The 14,912-nt window shown below is 70.8% G+C and carries 14 protein-coding genes; 7 read left to right on the forward strand and 7 right to left on the reverse strand.

The genetic code is table 11. The features are described from left to right. Positions 1-92 precede the first annotated feature (92 nt). Both pth and N1032_RS11140 read right to left on the reverse strand, forming a co-directional pair. Positions 93-674 (reverse strand): aminoacyl-tRNA hydrolase, encoded by a 582-nt coding sequence (pth, locus tag N1032_RS11135; protein WP_259539128.1) that lies wholly within the window; start codon positions 672-674, stop codon positions 93-95. Between the two features lie 39 nt (positions 675-713). Further along, positions 714-1,325 (reverse strand): 50S ribosomal protein L25/general stress protein Ctc, encoded by a 612-nt coding sequence (locus N1032_RS11140; RefSeq protein ID WP_259539129.1) that lies wholly within the window; start codon positions 1,323-1,325, stop codon positions 714-716. 249 nt (positions 1,326-1,574) lie between these two features. On the opposite strand from N1032_RS11140, the gene gndA reads away from it, so the two are divergent. Further along, positions 1,575-3,032, forward strand: a complete 1,458-nt coding sequence (gndA, locus tag N1032_RS11145; RefSeq protein WP_259539130.1) for an NADP-dependent phosphogluconate dehydrogenase — start codon at positions 1,575-1,577, stop codon at positions 3,030-3,032. A 101-nt stretch (positions 3,033-3,133) separates the two neighbouring features. Here gndA and N1032_RS11150 read toward each other — a convergent pair whose 3' ends face one another. The 3 genes from N1032_RS11150 to N1032_RS11160 all read right to left on the reverse strand — a co-directional run bounded on the left by N1032_RS11150 (position 3,134) and on the right by N1032_RS11160 (position 8,589). Continuing rightward, the gene (locus N1032_RS11150) at positions 3,134-4,156 is read right to left on the reverse strand and encodes a serine hydrolase domain-containing protein (protein WP_259539131.1); all 1,023 of its coding nucleotides are present in this window, start codon (positions 4,154-4,156) and stop codon (positions 3,134-3,136) included. Between the two features lie 243 nt (positions 4,157-4,399). Continuing rightward, positions 4,400-8,071 (reverse strand): chromosome segregation protein SMC, encoded by a 3,672-nt coding sequence (gene smc / locus N1032_RS11155; protein ID WP_259539132.1) that lies wholly within the window; start codon positions 8,069-8,071, stop codon positions 4,400-4,402. Between the two features lie 131 nt (positions 8,072-8,202). After that, a complete protein-coding gene (locus tag N1032_RS11160; protein ID WP_259539133.1) occupies positions 8,203-8,589 on the reverse strand; it encodes a VOC family protein in 387 nt (128 codons plus the stop codon). 56 nt (positions 8,590-8,645) lie between these two features. Between N1032_RS11160 and moeB the strand changes: the two genes are divergently transcribed. Next, a complete protein-coding gene (gene moeB, locus N1032_RS11165; RefSeq protein WP_259539134.1) occupies positions 8,646-9,857 on the forward strand; it encodes a molybdopterin-synthase adenylyltransferase MoeB in 1,212 nt (403 codons plus the stop codon). A 79-nt stretch (positions 9,858-9,936) separates the two neighbouring features. On the opposite strand, the gene N1032_RS11170 is transcribed toward moeB, so the two are convergent. Both N1032_RS11170 and moaA read right to left on the reverse strand, forming a co-directional pair. After that, complete coding sequence (locus tag N1032_RS11170) at positions 9,937-10,218, reverse strand: MoaD/ThiS family protein (protein WP_259539135.1); 282 nt, start codon at positions 10,216-10,218, stop codon at positions 9,937-9,939. Continuing rightward, a complete protein-coding gene (gene moaA / locus N1032_RS11175) occupies positions 10,218-11,381 on the reverse strand; it encodes a GTP 3',8-cyclase MoaA (protein ID WP_407933028.1) in 1,164 nt (387 codons plus the stop codon). The genes N1032_RS11170 and moaA overlap by 1 nt, the downstream gene beginning before the upstream one ends. A 229-nt stretch (positions 11,382-11,610) precedes the next feature. Here moaA and N1032_RS11180 point away from each other — a divergent pair, with 229 nt between their 5' ends. From N1032_RS11180 to N1032_RS11200, 5 genes are read left to right on the forward strand one after another with little or no spacing between them, the layout of a single operon-like run. Next, positions 11,611-12,138, forward strand: a complete 528-nt coding sequence (locus tag N1032_RS11180) for a hypothetical protein (protein ID WP_259539136.1) — start codon at positions 11,611-11,613, stop codon at positions 12,136-12,138. 12 nt (positions 12,139-12,150) lie between these two features. Beyond that, complete coding sequence (locus N1032_RS11185; protein ID WP_259539137.1) at positions 12,151-13,467, forward strand: molybdopterin molybdotransferase MoeA; 1,317 nt, start codon at positions 12,151-12,153, stop codon at positions 13,465-13,467. Further along, complete coding sequence (moaC, locus tag N1032_RS11190) at positions 13,460-13,939, forward strand: cyclic pyranopterin monophosphate synthase MoaC (protein ID WP_259539138.1); 480 nt, start codon at positions 13,460-13,462, stop codon at positions 13,937-13,939. Before N1032_RS11185 ends, moaC begins: the two co-directional genes overlap by 8 nt. After that, positions 13,936-14,418, forward strand: a complete 483-nt coding sequence (locus N1032_RS11195; RefSeq protein ID WP_259539139.1) for a MogA/MoaB family molybdenum cofactor biosynthesis protein — start codon at positions 13,936-13,938, stop codon at positions 14,416-14,418. The genes moaC and N1032_RS11195 overlap by 4 nt, the downstream gene beginning before the upstream one ends. Next, positions 14,402-14,860 carry a molybdenum cofactor biosynthesis protein MoaE gene (locus tag N1032_RS11200; protein ID WP_259539140.1) on the forward strand — a complete coding sequence of 153 codons (459 nt, stop codon included), beginning with the start codon at positions 14,402-14,404 and terminating at the stop codon, positions 14,858-14,860. The genes N1032_RS11195 and N1032_RS11200 overlap by 17 nt, the downstream gene beginning before the upstream one ends. The last annotated feature ends 52 nt before the right edge of the window (positions 14,861-14,912 follow it).

The following is a 14,912-nucleotide window of genomic DNA, read 5'->3' on the forward strand; positions in this document are numbered from 1 at the left end:
GCGCTCACATGCCGCGCGGCGCCGGGCAGGGACCGGCGACGCCCGCCGCAGCCGCGCGCAGCACGGCCGCGGCGCCAGCCAGCCCGCGGCAACTAGCCCGTATGCACCTTCAACTGCGCCGCCGCCAGCCCCGACCCCGCGATCAGCTCCACGGCATCCGCGGCGTCGACGATCAGGTTGGGCAGCGTCTCGCGTTCGGTGCTCGAGAAGTTCTGCAGCACGAAGTCGGCGGCCTGCTGGCGACCGGGCGGGCGGCCGATGCCGACGCGCACGCGCACGAAGTCGGCGCTGCCGGTGGCGGCGATGATGTCGCGCAGGCCGTTGTGGCCGCCGTGCCCACCGCCCTGCTTGAGCTTGAGGGTGTCGAACGGGATGTCGAGCTCGTCGTGCACCACGATCAGGTGCTCGGGCGGGATGCCGTAGGCCTTCAGCAACGCGTTGACGGGCCCGCCCGACACGTTCATGTAGGTGTTGGGCTTCGCCACGATGAACCGCGGGCCGCCGGGAACGACGCGCCCCTCGGCCACCATCGCGTTGCCCTTGTGCGATTTGAAGGTGGCACGCATGCGGTTCGCCAGTTCGGCCACCACCATCTGCCCCACGTTGTGACGGTTGGCGGCGTAGCCGGGCCCGGGGTTGCCGAGCCCGACTACGAGCCACAGATCGGGGTTCACTCGATCAGACCGTCGTCTCTTCTGCCAGCCGCTGGGCTGTTACTCGGCGTCGGGAGCCGGAGTCGTCGACTCGGCCTGACCCTCGCCCTCGGCGGGCTCGTCGTCGACCGACGCCGCCGGGAAGGTGATGCCGACGATGACGGTCTCCTCGTCGGTGATGAGCACCGCACCGGCCGGCAGGCTGATGTCTTTGGCGTGCACGAGGGTGCCGTCTTCGAAGCCCTCGATCGACACGACGACGCTCTCGGGGATGTTGGTCGCCTCGACCTCGAGCAGCACGGTGTTGGTGTCCTGCGTGGCGATGGTGCCGGGGTAGCTCTCGCCCTCGAGGTGCACGGGAACCTCGACCTGCACCTTCTCACCCTTGCGCACGACGATCAGGTCGATGTGCTCGATGATCTGCAGCACGGGGTCTTTCTGCACGTCTTTGACGAGCGCGAGCGCCGGGGTGCCCTCGATGTCGAGCTCGAGCACCTGGTTGGCCTTGCGCAGGATGAGCGCGGTCTGGTGGCCGGGCAGCGTGATGTGCTGCGGCTCGGTGCCGTGGCCGTAGATCACGGCGGGGATCTTCTTGGCGGCACGGATGCGGCGGGCCGCTCCCTTGCCGAAGGTGGTGCGGATCTCTGCGGAGACCTTGGTGTCGTCAGCCATGGTGATGCTCTCATTCTGATCAGTTCAGTGCGAGCCGCTGGGCCCGCCTCGGATGTGGTGTTTCAACTCGACCGCGTGAAGCGAGAGGAAAGACGGTTTAAGGCCCAGTCCACCGCGTCGATAACGGATGCTCGCGGTTGCGTTCGCATCCCTCGCCGAAGTTCAGTGGTCAAGCCTAGCGCATGTGGCTCCCGCTCGCGGAGGCTCTACTACGCTGGGACACATCCACGTCTACAAGGAGCATCACGCATGGCAGAAGCGTCGGGAACCGCCAACATCGGAGTAGTCGGAATGGCGGTGATGGGCTCCAACCTGGCCCGCAACCTCGCCAGCCGTGAAGGCAACACCGTGGCCGTCTACAACCGCTCGCCCGAGCGCACCCGCAAACTCGTGTCGGAGCATCCGGAAGCCGGGTTCGTGGCCTCGGAGTCGGTCGACGACTTCGTCGCGTCGCTCGCGAAGCCGCGCACCGCCATCATCATGGTGCAGGCGGGCGCCGGCACCGACGCGGTGATCTCCGAGCTCGCGGAGCGCTTCGAGCCCGGCGACATCATCGTCGACGGCGGCAACGCGAACTTCCACGACACCATCCGCCGTGAGAAAGACGTCTCGGCCAGCGGCATCCACTTCGTCGGCACCGGCATCTCGGGCGGCGAGGAGGGCGCGCTCAAGGGCCCGTCGATCATGCCCGGCGGAACCGCGGAGGCCTACAAGACGCTCGGTCCGATCCTCGCGTCGATCGCCGCGGTCGCCGAGGGCGAGCCGTGCGTCACCCACATCGGCACCGACGGCGCCGGCCACTTCGTGAAGATGGTGCACAACGGCATCGAATACGCCGACATGCAGCTCATCGCCGAGGCCTACGACCTGCTGCGCACCATCACCAAGCGTGAGCCGGCCGAACTGGCCGAGGTGTTCACGGCGTGGAACTCGGGCGACCTCGAGTCGTACCTGATCGAGATCACGGCCGAGATCCTCAAGCAGGTCGACGCCGAGACGGGCAAGCCGTTCGTCGACATCGTGCTCGACCAGGCCGGCGCCAAGGGCACCGGATCGTGGACCGTGCAGAACGCGCTCGACCTCGGCGTACCCGTGGGCGGCATCGCCGAGGCCGTTTTCGCGCGGTCGCTGTCGTCGCACCCCGAGCAGCGGGAGGCCGTGCAGGCGACGATCAGCTCGCGCCCCGACGTGGTGGAGGTCGACGTCGACACGTTCGCCGACGACATCCGCGCCGCTCTCTACGCCTCGAAGGTGGTGGCCTACGCGCAGGGCTTCGACGAGATCGTCGCCGGAGCCGCGCAGTACGGCTGGAACATCGACAAGGGCGCCGTGGCGAAGATCTGGCGGGCGGGCTGCATCATCCGCGCGCAGTTCCTCAACCGCATCGTCGAGGCCTACGAGAAGAACCCCGACATCACGACCCTGCTCGAGGACCCCTACTTCGCCTCGGCCGTGGCCGACGGCGAGGCCGCGTGGCGTCGCGTGGTGTCGACCGCGGCGCTTTCGGGCGTGCCGGTTCCCGGGTTCGGCGCGGCGCTGTCGTACTACGACGCTCTGTCGGTGAAGCGTCTGCCGGCCGCCCTCGTGCAGGGGCAGCGCGACTTCTTCGGTGCGCACACCTACAAGCGCATCGAAAAGGAGGGCACGTTCCACACCCTCTGGTCGGGCGACCGCACCGAGATCGAGAGCGCGCCGAGCACGCACTGACACTCGTCGTGCGAGTGACGCACGAATAAAGCTGCAAATAACGATGACCGGGGCCGTATAGGCCGCCGGTCATCGTTATTTGCAGCTTTTTTCGGCGCTCTTCAGAGTCCGAGCTGCGTCAGTGGGCCCCAGAAGAAGGCGAAGTCGTCGGTGGGGGCGCCCAGCTGGTGCTGGGTGAAGACGGCGGCCACGAGGTCGCGGTCGGGGTCGACGTAGGCGCTCGTGCCGGTGCCGCCGGCCCAGCCCCAGCGGCCGGGTGAGCGCCAGGGCTCCCCGGCCAGGGCCACGGCGCGGAAGGCGTCGGCGTCGAGACTGGCGCCAGGCGGCGGCAGCAGGTCGACGCCGGTCTGCCAGCCCCAGCCGTAACCCGGGCCGCCCAGGTCTTCCAGACCGGGCCGCTGCGCGTCGGTGAGGTGGTCGGTCGTCATGCGGATGCGCTGGTCGCTCGTGAGCAGCACGTCGTCGTCGACGGCCGCGAGAAAGCGCACGAACTCGGGCACGGTCGAGACGAGTCCGCCTCGCAACGATTCCAGGAGCGGCGGACGCTCGAACGCCGTCATGACATCGGTGGCGATCTCGAGATCGGCCGGCATCCCGGCGCGAGCGGCGCCAGGCTGATCCGCGGCCTCCTGGGGCGGAGCATCCTCGCGCACTCGGTAGGGCGTTGGCAGGAGGCCGGGAACGTAGAACGCCGTGCTGGCCAGGCCGAGCGGCTCGGCGATGCGCGAGTGCACCAGGTCACCCAGCGAGCCGCCGGTCGCTCGGGTGAGCAGGATCGACAGCACGTCGGCGGCGGTGTCGTAGGCGAATCGGTCGCCCGGTTGCCGCGCCAGGGGCAAGGCGCCGAGCCGGGTCGCGAACTCGTCGGGAGTGAGCTGGGCGGGCACCGGACCGGTCGCGACGCCTGCCTGCTGCATCGCGCGGGTGAGCGGCGTCTCGGGCCAGGGGAACGCGAACCCCGCGGTCATGGTGAGCAGGTCGCGCACGGTGATCGACCGGTGTGCGGCGACGGTGGCGTCGAGTTCGGCGTCGGGCGTCACGAGCACGCGCGGAGACGCGAACTCGGGCAGCCACTCGTCGATCGGGTCGTCGACACCACCGCGGTTAGCGAATACGGTTTTCACGAGGACCGACCCCCTATGGCCCCTCACTAGGCGAAATATCGGCATCCGCCAACGAAACGAGCACCTGAGAACCGCATGTTCGGCCACTGCCGGGCCGAATCGCAACGCAACAGGCCCTTATCGACGACCCAAGGTTCGAGCGTCGCCGCGCAGCGACGGCGCCCGAACACATCGCGGCGCGCCGCAGAGGCGGCGGCGCGCCCCGCTGCATCCGCGCGAAGCACGGCCGCAGCGGCAGCCAGCTCAGCCAGCCCCCACCCTCTGCCCCACCACCGCCGACACCCCGTCTTGCCGCATCGAGACGCCGTAGAGGGCGTCCGCGATCTCCATGGTGCGCTTCTGGTGGGTGATGACGATCAGCTGGCTGGTCTGCCGGAGGTCTTCGAAGATGGTGAGCAGGCGGCCGAGGTTGGCGTCGTCGAGGGCGGCCTCGACCTCGTCCATGATGTAGAACGGGCTGGGGCGGGCCTTGAAGATGGCGATCAGCAACGCGACCGCCGCGAGCGAGCGTTCGCCGCCCGACAGCAGCGAGAGCCGCTCGATCTTCTTGCCGGCGGGTTTCACCGACACCTCGATGCCGGTGGTGAGCAGGTCGTCGGGGTTGGTGAGGTGGATCGACCCGGTTCCGCCGGGGAAGAGCACCGGGAACACCTTCGTGAACGCTTCCTGCGTGTCGGCGAAGGCGCTCTCGAAGATGGTCTGCATGCGGTCGTCGATCTCGTCGATGATCGTGAGCAGGTCTTTGCGGGTGTTGGTGAGGTCGGTGAGCTGTTCGGTGAGGAACTTGTGCCGCTGCTCGAGCGCGTCGAACTCCTCGAGCGCGAGCGGGTTCACGCGGCCGAGCTCGGCGAGCTTGCGCTCGGCCTTGGCGAGCCGCTGCTGTTGCTCGGTGCGCGAGAACGGGCGGCCAGTGCGGGCGGCGGGAGCTGCGCCGTCGTCGTCTTCGTCGGCGGCGGCCGCGGCCGCGTCGGCGGTGGCGCCGGCGTCCTCCGCATCCTGGTCGTCGGCCTCGAGCCGGGCCGTGGCCTCCTCGATCGCGGCGGCGCTGGTGTCGATGATCGGCACCTCGCTGTCGTCGGGAATGAGCTGGTCGGGCCCGTATTCGGCCACCAGCACGTCTTCGACGAGCCCCAGCTCGGAGCCGGCCCGTTCGAGCAACGACGACAGGTGCAGCTTCTTCTCGTAGATCTGCAGCTCGAGGCCGTGCATGTTCTCGGTGATCGACTGCAGGCGCTCGCGCAGCCCCGCCTCGTCGCGGCGGAGGGCCAGCAGCTCCTCGTTCTGTTCGGCGCGCTCGGCCTCGCGCTGCGCGAGGGCGATCCTGGCCTCGGCGACCGAGCGGTCGACCGACTCGAGCACGGGGGGCAGCGAGTCGACGACGTCCGAGGCCGCCGCGATCTGCCGGCGACGGATGACCGCCCGCCGGGCCGCCGCCTCGGCCGCTGCCCGGTCGGCCTCGAGCTGGCGTTCGAGTGCCACGGTGCGGGCCTGCTCGGCTCGCACGCGCTCCCGCACCGTCTCGACGCCGAGCCGCGCTTCGACCTCGCCGTCGCGGGCGCCCTCGAGCTCGGCGAGCAGCGCGTCGCGTGAGCTCACGTCGAGGATCGGGCGCGGTCGCTCGCGCACGGCCTCGAGCTCACCTCGGGCTTTCTCGGCGGTCTGCTCGGCCTGCGCGACGGCGTCCTGGGCCAGCTGGAGCGCCTTCTGCAGCCGCTCGAGCTCGCCCACGCTCGCCTCGACCTGCGCCTTCATGCGGCTGAGCCGCTCGGTGCGCGCGGCCAGTTTCGCGTCGTATTCGCGCAGGGCGGTGAGCGCCGCCTGCGACTGCTCCTTCGCCACCTGCGAGATGCCGCGTTGCTCGGCGAGCGCGAAACGGGCGCGCTCGATGATCGAATTCTCCTCGTCGAGCGACACCGCCGCCGTGTCGCGCTCGGCGACGAGCTCGATGCGCGATCTCGTGGCGCCCGATCCGCCGCGCAGCACGTAGCGGGTGAGCACCTCGCCCGACGTCGTGACGACGGTGACCCCGGCGCCGGCCTCGTCGTCGAGCGCGTCCCAGGCGCGACGGGCCGTGTCGAGATCGTCGGCCACGACCACCGACCGCAGCACGCCGAGCACACCGCCCGGGGCGGTGACCACCGAGTCGGCGGCGACGACACCCGGGGTGCCCGCTAGTGCCTGCACGGCGGCATCCGTCGGCGCGGGCGGGGCGGACGGGTTCGCGATGACGAGTTCGACCCGGCCCATGTCGGCCGACGCGGCAGCGTTCGCGGCGGCGATGGCGGCTCCGACGTCGTCGGCGAGCACGGCGTCGGCGAGGGTTCCGAGGGCGGCGGCGATCGCCGCCTCGAAGCCGGGCGTCACCTTGACGTGCTCGGCGACGAGCCCGCGGATGCCGTCGAGGCGCGCGGCCACCAGGTCGGCCGAGCCGTCTTTCTGGTCGAGCGCCATCGTCAGCGCGCTCGTGCGGGCCGCGAGGGCGTCGCGTTCGCGCTCGTGGGTGTGCAGCTCTTCGCGCAGGCGCTCGATCTCGGACTCGGCCTCGAACACGGCCGACTGTGCGAACTCGTAGGCCTCGTCGAGATCGGTCTCGTCGATGTCGCCGGTGGCCGCCTCGGCCTCGGCGCGGGCGAACTCGGCTTGGGCGGTCTCGCGGCGGGCGTTCGCCGCGTCGAGCGCGTTCTGCTGACGCAGCACCTCGCCGCGCACCGTGGCCAGCCGGGTGTTCGCGGCGTCGAGCTGGCCGGTGAGCTTCGAGAGCTCCAGGTCGTGCTTCGACACGAGCGCCGACTGGAAGGCGATCTGCTCGTCGAGCGCGTCGAGAGAACCGCGCGCCTTCGTGGTGGCGAGCTTCGCGGCATCCCACGCCGCCTGGGCCGCGGCCACCTCGCCCTGCAGGCGCACCACTTCGTCGCGGGAATCGGCGACCATCGACGGGGTGACGCTCGGCCCGGCATCCGGAACGCTCTCCTCGCCACCGAGCAGCGCGAGCCGCTGGTTCGCCAGGTTGAAGAGGTTGCGCAGGCGCTCCTGCACCTGCTCGAGGCCGAAGCTCGTGCGGCGGGCCAGGTCGACCGCGTCGCCGACCTGCGCCTGCTCGATGCGGGCGACCCGCAGCTGGTTCTGCTCGAGACGCTCCTGCAGCACGATGCGCTCGGTGTGACGCTCGCTCTCGCTGCGCGAATGCGCGTCGAGCGCGGTGCGCAGCCCGACGATCTCGTCGGCGAGCAGGCGGGCCTTCGCGTCGCGCACGATGGCGGCGATCGACTGGGCCTCCTTGGCGATCTCGGCCTGCCGCCCGAGCGGCTTGAGCTGCCGCCGGATCTCGCCCGCCAGGTCGCTCAGCCGGGTGAGGTTGGCCTGCATGGCCTCGAGCTTGCGCTGCGTCTTCTCTTTGCGACGACGGTGCTTCAGGATGCCGGCTGCCTCTTCGATGAAGCCGCGGCGGCCTTCGGGCGTCGCGTGCAGCACGGCGTCGAGCTGCCCCTGGCCCACGATGACGTGCATCTCGCGGCCGAGTCCGGAGTCGGAGAGCAGTTCTTGCACGTCGAGCAGTCGGCAGCTGTCGCCGTTGATGGCGTATTCGCTGCCGCCGTTGCGGAACAGCGTGCGGCTGATCGTGACCTCGGAGTACTCGATCGGCAGGGCGCCGTCGGCATTGTCGATGGTGAGGGTGACCTCGGCCCGGCCGAGCGGGCCCTTGGTGGAGGTGCCGGCGAAGATGACGTCTTCCATCTTGCCGCCGCGCAGGGTCTTGGCGCCCTGCTCGCCCATCACCCAGGCGAGAGCGTCGACGACGTTGCTCTTGCCGGAGCCGTTGGGGCCCACCACGCAGGTGACGCCGGTCTCGAAGGCGAAGGTGGTGGGGTTGGCGAAGCTCTTGAATCCCTTGAGGGTCAAGCTCTTCAGATACACGGGCCGCCTTCCTCCGTTCACCGGTGTGGGTCTACGGTACCCAATCCGCGCGCGGATGCCCGCAATGACGGGCCAGACGGGCCGGAACGGGGGTTGGGTTGCAGTGGTCAGGCCTAGGCGGCGCTCGGGTTTCAGCGTGCGCGCAGCACGCAGAACTCGTTGCCCTCGGGGTCGGTCAGCACGACCCAGGTGACGTCGTCGCCCTGACCGACGTCGGCGCGGCTCGCACCCATCGCGAGCAGTCGCTCGACCTCGGCCGCCTGATCGTCGGGGATGAAGTCGAGGTGCAGGCGGTTCTTGACCGACTTCTGCTCGGGAACGGCGATGAACAGCAGACTCGGGTGGGTGGCGGCATCCGGAGCGATCTCGATCTCGATCTCGACGTCACCGCCCGGCTCGTCGGCGTCGCCCGGCTCGCTCTGGTAGGTGATGGGCCAGTTCAGCGCCTCGCTCCACCACGTGGCGAGGGCGAGCGGATCGCGGCTGTCGACGACGACTTGTTCCCAGCGGAGTGACATGGCTGACACCGTACTCCTGGTGCCCCGGGCCGCGCGAGGGCGCTTACGCTGGAGGGGTGCCCATCGCCGCCCTCGTCTCGCCCGGCCCGGAGCTGACCCGCGCAGAGCTCATCCGCTACGCCCGCCAGATCTCGCTGCCCCACGTCGGGCTCGAGGGGCAGCGGCGGTTGAAGGAGTCGCGCGTGCTCGTGCTCGGCGCCGGCGGGCTCGGTTCACCGGTGCTGCAGTACCTCGCGGCGGCGGGCGTCGGCACCATCGGCATCGCCGATCACGACATGGTCGAGGTGTCGAATCTGCAGCGCCAGACCATCCACCCCGCCGCGAACGTCGGTCAGCGCAAGACGGCGTCGGCTGCGGCCGCGGTGCGCGCCCTCAACCCGCTCGTCGAGGTGATCGAGCACGACGCCGAGGTGACCACCTCGACCGTGCTCGAGCTCGTGTCGGAATACGACGTCATCGTCGACGGCACCGACAACTTCGAGGTGCAGTACGTCGTCGACGCCGCCTGCGCCCTCGTCGGCAAGCCCCTCGTCTGGGGATCGGTGCTGCGGTTCGACGGCCAGGTGACCGTGTTCTGGGCCACGGCACCCGACGGGCTCGACCGCACTCTCGACGACCTCTACCCCGAACAACCGGATGCCGACCCCGGCGAGTCGTGCGCGGTGGCGGGCGTGCTCGGCCCCGTGTGCGCGTCGATCGGGGCCGTCATGGCCACCGAGACCCTCAAGCTGCTCGGCGGCTACGGGCAGCCCCTACTCGGACGCCTGCTCGTGCACGACGCCCTCGACGCCTCGTGGCGGGAGGTGGCGTTCGGCCACGCCGCCCCGCGCGCCCGAGCGTCGAATATCGGCGAGCCCTACAGCGTTACCAAGCAGGGAGCGGACGCATCCGGCCCCGCCACCAAGCTCTTCGAAAGGCAGCCCGTGTCGTCTACCCCATCGATCTCCCCCACCGAACTCAAGGCCCTGCTCGAGGCGCGCGACAAGGGCGAGGCCGACTTCGTGCTCGTCGACGTGCGCGAACCGCACGAATACCAGTTGGTGTCGATCGAGGGGGCCGAGCTGGTTCCGCTCGGGCAGATCCTCACCGATCCTGCCCGCGAGATCCTCCCGCCGCAGGAGAAGGTCATCCTGCACTGCCACCACGACGCCCGGTCGCAACGCGCCGCCGAGGTGCTGCGGGCCAATGGCTGGGAGGACGTGACGTTCGTGCGCGGCGGCATCGACGCCTGGGTGACCGACGTGGAGCCGGAGAAGCCGCGGTACTGAGCGGGGCGCGTGGGCGCATTGGTGGCGTGAGCCGGGCGCGTCAACTGCTGGCGTGAGCCGGGCGCGTCAGCCGGGCGCGTCAGCCGCCCGCGAACGGCGGCAGCACGTCGAGGGTGTCGCCGTCGGCGAGCTCGGTCGCGCGATCGGTGGTGGCGTGGCCGTTGTGCAGGAACGAGCACCGTGCGAGCACGGCGGTCACATCGGCGCCGGGGCTCGTGGCGGCGGGATCGGCTGCGGCCGCGGCATCCGTCGCCCGCTGGATCAGCAGGGCACCGATGCTCTGACCGTCGGCGTCGAGCGTCTCTTCGCCCACGCCGAGGGCGGCCTTCGCCGCGGCGAAGTATCGGACCGTGACCCCCATCAGCCGCCGATCGCGCTCATCGGGCGGTCGGGCTGGGTGAATCCGGCCGCGTTCATCTGGTGGCCCGAGGGCTTGGCCCACATCGCCGACCGCCAGAGATCGGCGAGCTCGGTGTCGTCGGCGCCGGCACGCAGGGGGCCGAGCAGGTCGGTCTCGGTGTGCGAGAAGAGGCAGCTCCGCACGGCACCCTCGGCGGTCAGCCGGGTGCGGCGGCAGTCGGCGCAGAACGGCTCGCTGACCGAGGCGATGATGCCGACGAGGCCGAGCACCGGTGAATCGGAGCCGAGCGCGCGCTCGCGCACCTCGAAGAGCTCTGCCGGCGCGCCGTCGCGAGGAGCGTCGTCGGCGGTGAGCAGGTAACGCACGCCCAACCGCTCGCGGATGCCCGCCGCCGTGATCATCGACTCGCGCTCCCAGGTGTGGTCGGCGTCGAGCGGCATCTGCTCGATGAACCGCAGTTGGTGACCGCCGGCGAGCGCCCACTCGAGCAGTTCGACCGCCTGGTGGTCGTTGATGCCGGGCATCAGCACGGCGTTGATCTTGGTGGAGCGGAGGCCCGCCGCGCGCACCGCGTCGATGCCGCCGAGCACGCGGTCGAGGAAGGGCCGGCGGGTGATCTTGGCGAAGGTCTCGGGGTGGATCGAATCGAGCGACACGTTGATGCGGTCGAGCCCGGCGTCGGCGAGCGCCTGCGCCCGGCTGGAGAGGCCGATCGCGTTCGTGGTGAGCGAGATCTCGGGTCGAGGGTCGAGGGCGGCGACGGCACGCACGATCTCGACCAGGTCTTTGCGCAGCAGCGGCTCACCGCCGGTGAAGCGCACCTGGCGCACCCCGAACTGGGTGACGGCGATGCGGGCGAACCGGGTGATCTCGTCGAGCGACATCAGCGCGGGCGGGGCGAGGAACGGCAGTCCCTCGGCCGGCATGCAATATGTGCAGCGCAGGTTGCAGCGGTCGGTGAGCGAGATGCGCAGGTCGGTCGCCTCGCGGCCGAAGCGGTCGAGAAGAGCGGATGCCGCGGGCCGATCGGCCGGCAGCGCCATCACGGGCCGGGTGCCGCTCGTCGCGCCTGGGGCCACCGTCGTGCCGTCGGCGCGCCCGGTGCCGCCTGCTCCGCCCGCCGCGGCGGGGCGCAGGTGCGGCATACCGATGACGACGCTCATGGGTAGAGCCTACGCGGTGGGTCGACGGGGTGGTCGCTCCGCTGGTCGAGAAGCGGATGTCTCGGGTCGGAAGTGGCCGTCATCAGATCCGACCGAGCCGGGGCCGTCAGGTCTTCGTCGGATTCGCCGCCCGCCGCGACAGGGAATCGTTAGGGCGCGCCACCCGCGCCGCGACCGAGCGTAGAGCTGAGTCATGACGAATTCACGACCCGCTCCGCACGAGTGACCGATGACCCTCACGAACATCCTCCCGTCGCTGCGTCGCAGCATCCCTGACCCCCTGGTCGCCGACCGCTGGCCCGAGCACACGGTGGCCACCACCACCGATGTCGTGGTCGCCGGCATCTCGCTGATGCGTCTGGTCGACGTGTGCGGCACCCCGTGCGTGCACGTCGCGGCAGCCGTCGTGCCGGGCACGCACGGGCGGCCGTCTCCCCTGCATGACGCCTCGGTGGTGGTGGTGCGCGTGCTGAGCGTCGAACTGCGTGGCGGGGCGGCATCCGGAGAGCGCGACGTGGTCGTCGACGGCGAACTGTGCCGGGCCCACGCCGAGCCCACCGAGGCACGTCTCGTGGGGCGGGCGTCGACCGCGCGCAAGACGTTTGCACGCTGCCACAGCGTGACGAGCGACGACGAACCGCTGCTTCTGCCGCTGCCGGTCGACCTGGCCGAGGGTGACCTCATCGCCCTGCCGTGCACCGGCGCAGTGCCGCTGCGCGACGTGCGCCGGCTGCGCGACAAGCCCGCCCAGGCCTGACACACTGGGAGCATGCGCACGATCGACGATCATCGCCGCGACGTGACGGCCCTCGTCGGCACGATCTCGGCATCGCTCGGCTCGGAGGAGTTGTCGATCACACCGGCGGCGCTCACCGGCGATCCGGCCGCCTTCGCGCAGCGGGTGCTCGCGTCAGACATCATCGCTCCCTCGAGCCTGCCCTCCTTCGACAACTCGCAGATGGACGGTTACGCCGTTCTCGCCGCCGACCTCTCGACGGCGACCTCGGACGCACCGGTTCGGCTCCCCGTCGCGGCACGCGTTGCCGCAGGCGACCCGTTCGCCGAGCACGCCGTGGGAACGGCCACGCCCGTGATGACGGGCGCCCCGATCCCGGCGGGTGCCGACGCCGTGGTGCCGATCGAGCGCGCCGACCCGCCGGTGTTCCCGGCGTTCCCAGAGCTCCCTGCCTTGTCGGAGCCGTCGGCGGGCGGCATGCGCCCTGAACTCGCACCCACGGTCGGGTTCGTCGACCCCGTCGAGGCGGGCACGTTCGTGCGCACCGCCGGCAGCGACATCCGCAGCGGACAGGTGCTGCTGCGTCGCGGCACTCGACTCGGCGCCGCCCAGCTCGGCGTCATCGCGGGCACCGGCGCGACCAGCGTCACCGTGCGGCGGCGGCCGCGCGTGCTGCTGATCTCGACCGGACACGAGATCCGCGACCCCGGCACCGAACTGCTGCCCGGCCAGATCTACGACGCGAACACTCCCGCTCTCACCTTCGCGTTGCAGAGCATCGGCTGCGCCGTGACCGCTGTGCCGTGCCGCTCCGACGACGCCGCCGACCTGCTCGCCATCGTCGACCGTGAGGCGCCCGGCGTCGACCTCGTCGTGACCGTCGGCGGGGTGAGCGCCGGCACCCGCGAGGTCGTGCGCGACGCGTTCGGCCCTCTCGGCGTCGACTTCATGAAGGTCGCCATGCAACCCGGTGGCCCCCAGGGTTTCGGGCTCGCCCGGCTCTCGCCCACCCGCGAGCTTCCTGTCGTGAGCCTGCCCGGCAACCCGGTGAGCGCACTCGTGTCGTTCGAAGCCTTCCTCCGACCCGCCCTGCTGACAGCACTGGGAGTCGCACCGGCTCTGCGCGAATCGAGGCGCGGGCGCGCGGCGCATCCGTTCACGTCGCCCCCCGGCAGCCACCAGCTCCGGCGGGGCATCGTGCACGACGACGGAACGCTCGAACTCGTCGGCGGCCCCTCGAGCCATCTGCTGCATTCCTACGCGGAGTCGACCGTGCTGGTGCACGTGCCGATCGGCACATCCGACGTCGCCCTCGGCGACGAACTCGACTACTGGAGGATCGATGGCTGAGAGCGACGCCCTCACGCACGTGCGACCGGATGGCGCGGCCCACATGGTCGACGTGTCGAACAAGCCCGTGACCGCGCGCATCGCGTCGGCCCAGGCCGTGCTGCACACCCGCCCCGATGTCATCGCCCTGCTCGTGGCCGGCGAACTACCCAAGGGCGAGGCTCTGGCCGTGGCACGGTTGGCCGGCATCATGGCGGCGAAGCAGACGTCGGCCCTCATTCCGCTCTGCCACCCGCTGCCCGTCTCGGGCGTCACGGTCGATTTCACGACCGACGAGTCGTCGGTGCGCATCGTGACGACGGTGAAGACGACCGGGGTGACCGGAGTCGAGATGGAGGCTCTCACCGCGGCATCCGTCGCCGCCCTCACCGTGTACGACATGATCAAGGCCGTCGACCGGTCGGCCCGCGTGACCGACATCGAGGTGCTGTCGAAGTCGGGCGGCGCGAGCGGCGACTGGAGCCGGGAATGACACGCGCCGCGCACGTGGTGGTCGCCTCGAACCGCGCGGCGGCGGGCGTTTATGACGACACCACCGGGCCGGTGATCGCCGCCTGGCTCGACGAACGCGGGTGGCGGCCGACCGTGACGGTCGTGCCCGATGGCGACCCGGTCGGCCACGCCCTGCGCGCGGCGATCGAGAGCGGCGCGGCCGTGGTCATCACGACCGGCGGCACCGGGGTTTCGCCCACCGATCGCACGCCCGAACAGACCCGGCCGCTGCTCGACATCGAACTGCCGGGCATCGCCGAGCAGATCAGGCGGGTCGGCACCGCCCACACGCCGCTCTCGGTGCTCTCGCGCGGGATCGCCGGAGTGGCCGGCGGCTCGTTGATCGTCAACCTCCCGGGGTCGTCGGGCGGAGTGCGTGACGGACTCGACGTGCTCGGTCCGCTGCTCGATCATCTCGTGGATCAGATTCATGGAGGTGACCATGGCAGACCCGACTGACATCGGCGGAACGGCGGGCGATCGAGTGGCTTTCGCCCGCGTCTCCGACACCCCGATCAGCGTCGAGGAGTGCTCCGACGCGGTCGGCTCCGCCCGCTCGGGAGCCGTCGTCACCTTCGCGGGTGTCGTGCGCGACCACGACGACGGCCGCGCGGTCGACGCACTGAGCTACACCGGGCACCCCAGCGCGCCCGACGTCATCCGCGCCGTCGCCACCCGCATCGCCGACGAGCATCCGGATGTCGCGGTGGCGGTGGCCCACCGCATCGGCGATCTCGTGGTCGGCGACGTCGCCCTCGCCTGCGCCGTGTCGTCGCCGCATCGCGCCGAGGCGTTCGCGGCCTGCTCAGCGCTCGTCGACGCGGTCAAGGCCGAGGTGCCGATCTGGAAGGAACAGGCGTTCTCCGACGGTTCGACCGAGTGGGTGGCCTCGATCGGCTGATCAGCTGACCGACCCCGCCCGACTAGTTCTCCACAATCGTGCCGTGGCCGCG

It is taken from the genome of Herbiconiux daphne, assembly GCF_024979295.1.
Lineage (GTDB): Bacteria > Actinomycetota > Actinomycetes > Actinomycetales > Microbacteriaceae > Herbiconiux > Herbiconiux daphnes.

Excerpts from the sequence above, each read along its gene's own strand:
- N1032_RS11140 (WP_259539129.1), bottom strand. The coding sequence starts at position 1,325 with ATGGCTGACGACACCAAGGTCTCCGCAGAGATCCGCACCACCTTCGGC.
- gndA (WP_259539130.1), top strand. The coding sequence starts at position 1,575 with ATGGCAGAAGCGTCGGGAACCGCCAACATCGGAGTAGTCGGAATGGCG.
- N1032_RS11160 (WP_259539133.1), bottom strand. The coding sequence starts at position 8,589 with ATGTCACTCCGCTGGGAACAAGTCGTCGTCGACAGCCGCGATCCGCTC.
- N1032_RS11170 (WP_259539135.1), bottom strand. The coding sequence starts at position 10,218 with ATGGGGGTCACGGTCCGATACTTCGCCGCGGCGAAGGCCGCCCTCGGC.
- moaA (WP_407933028.1), bottom strand. The coding sequence starts at position 11,381 with ATGAGCGTCGTCATCGGTATGCCGCACCTGCGCCCCGCCGCGGCGGGC.
- N1032_RS11180 (WP_259539136.1), top strand. The coding sequence starts at position 11,611 with ATGACCCTCACGAACATCCTCCCGTCGCTGCGTCGCAGCATCCCTGAC.
- N1032_RS11185 (WP_259539137.1), top strand. The coding sequence starts at position 12,151 with ATGCGCACGATCGACGATCATCGCCGCGACGTGACGGCCCTCGTCGGC.
- moaC (WP_259539138.1), top strand. The coding sequence starts at position 13,460 with ATGGCTGAGAGCGACGCCCTCACGCACGTGCGACCGGATGGCGCGGCC.
- N1032_RS11195 (WP_259539139.1), top strand. The coding sequence starts at position 13,936 with ATGACACGCGCCGCGCACGTGGTGGTCGCCTCGAACCGCGCGGCGGCG.
- N1032_RS11200 (WP_259539140.1), top strand. The coding sequence starts at position 14,402 with ATGGCAGACCCGACTGACATCGGCGGAACGGCGGGCGATCGAGTGGCT.